Here is a 1342-nt window from a genome sequence, read left to right as displayed (position 1 = left end):
TTAGCCGTCATTTCTGGACTAGTTAGCAAGGGTTCGAGTTCGACCGCTTTACATAAAGTAATCCCGACTTCACTGACGTGGAGCTTATTCTTTTCAGTAACTAAATAGCCGCGTTTCTTTAACACTTCTAGCACATTAGCCCGGGTCGCACTTGTCCCAATGCCTTGCACATCTTTGAGAATTGCTTGGGCTTCTTCATCATCAAGCGTTTTGCCGGCGGTCTTCATGGCCGTAATCAGGGTACCTTCGGTAAAGGGTACCGGTGGTGTCGTTTCTTTTTGTGGTGTTTGCAGATTTGCTTGAACTTGGTCGCCTTGGTGAACGATCGGTAGGGTGGCTGCCTCTTGTTGGTCGACTTTGTGATCATCAAATAGAGCTTGCCAGCCTTGCTTAGTTGGGGCCTTACCGGTTGCTTTAAAATTGGTGTCGCCAACCTGAGTGATAATGGTGGTTTCTTCGTACTCGTACGGGTCAGCAAACATCGCTAACGTCGTTCTTAAAACCAAGTCATAGACTTGTTGCTGTAATTTAGGTAAGGCAGCTAATTGATCTTTAGTCGGGACGATTTTAGTCATGATAATGGCGTAGTGTTCTTCAACCTTCTTTCCATTAACATAGCGCTTATTCGGGGCGGTATTGGTTAAAGCGACTTGCTTAGAGACTAAACCCAGATACTTCGTCAGATTAGCCATTAAATACTCAAATTCTTCATCAGTGATATAAGCACAATCGGTTCGGGGATAGCTAAGGAACTTGGCTTCGTATAAACTCTGAATGGCCGCCAAAGTCTGGCTGGCACTGGCGTGATAACGTTTATTCATGGCACTTTGGAGACTGGATAGTGAGAATAGTTGGGGACTAGCACGCTTTTTAGCCTGGTTTTGAATGCCCTTGATTAAACCAGCCTGTGATCCTTTCTGAACGTGTTTAGCTTGCATGAATGTTATTAGCCCTGTTTCGTCTTTAAATCGCTGATAGGGGTCTAATTTTGCGACGAATTTTTGCTAATTAGCAATAATTTCAGCATTTAGTTCAAAATAGGGTTTCGGCTTAAAGGTTTTGTTTACCTGGTCTCTTTGATAGACCATACACAAGGCTGGCAGCTATACGTAACTAATCGAGCACGCTCTACGTACCAAATTTTTCTCAATATAAAATACATTATGAGCTACCATTCATACCAATTAACCAGTCGCTAATTTTGTGATTACAAGTGCATGCCCCAATCTTCATGCCGGTTCCGGGTTTGATGTTGCCGCTGCTTTTTCGTCATTTCCCACTCGGTCTCTTTTAAGCCGCGTTCTTGTTTTTGCCGTTGGTAATCTTCATCACGAGCATATAG

General features: G+C 43.6%; 2 pseudogenes. Both read right to left on the bottom strand.

Annotated features, from left to right (window positions below):
- Positions 1–1233, bottom strand: a pseudogene (locus IV54_RS06350) (DNA topoisomerase); the annotation flags it as partial.
- Positions 1208–1342: pseudogene (locus IV54_RS06345) on the bottom strand (nicking enzyme TraA protein); the annotation flags it as partial. The pseudogenes IV54_RS06345 and IV54_RS06350, both read right to left, overlap by 26 nt.

Origin of the sequence: Levilactobacillus paucivorans (assembly GCF_001437125.1) — a bacterium.
GTDB classification, from domain to species: Bacteria; Bacillota; Bacilli; order Lactobacillales; family Lactobacillaceae; genus Levilactobacillus; species Levilactobacillus paucivorans.
This window is presented reverse-complemented; position numbering and strand designations above follow the sequence as displayed.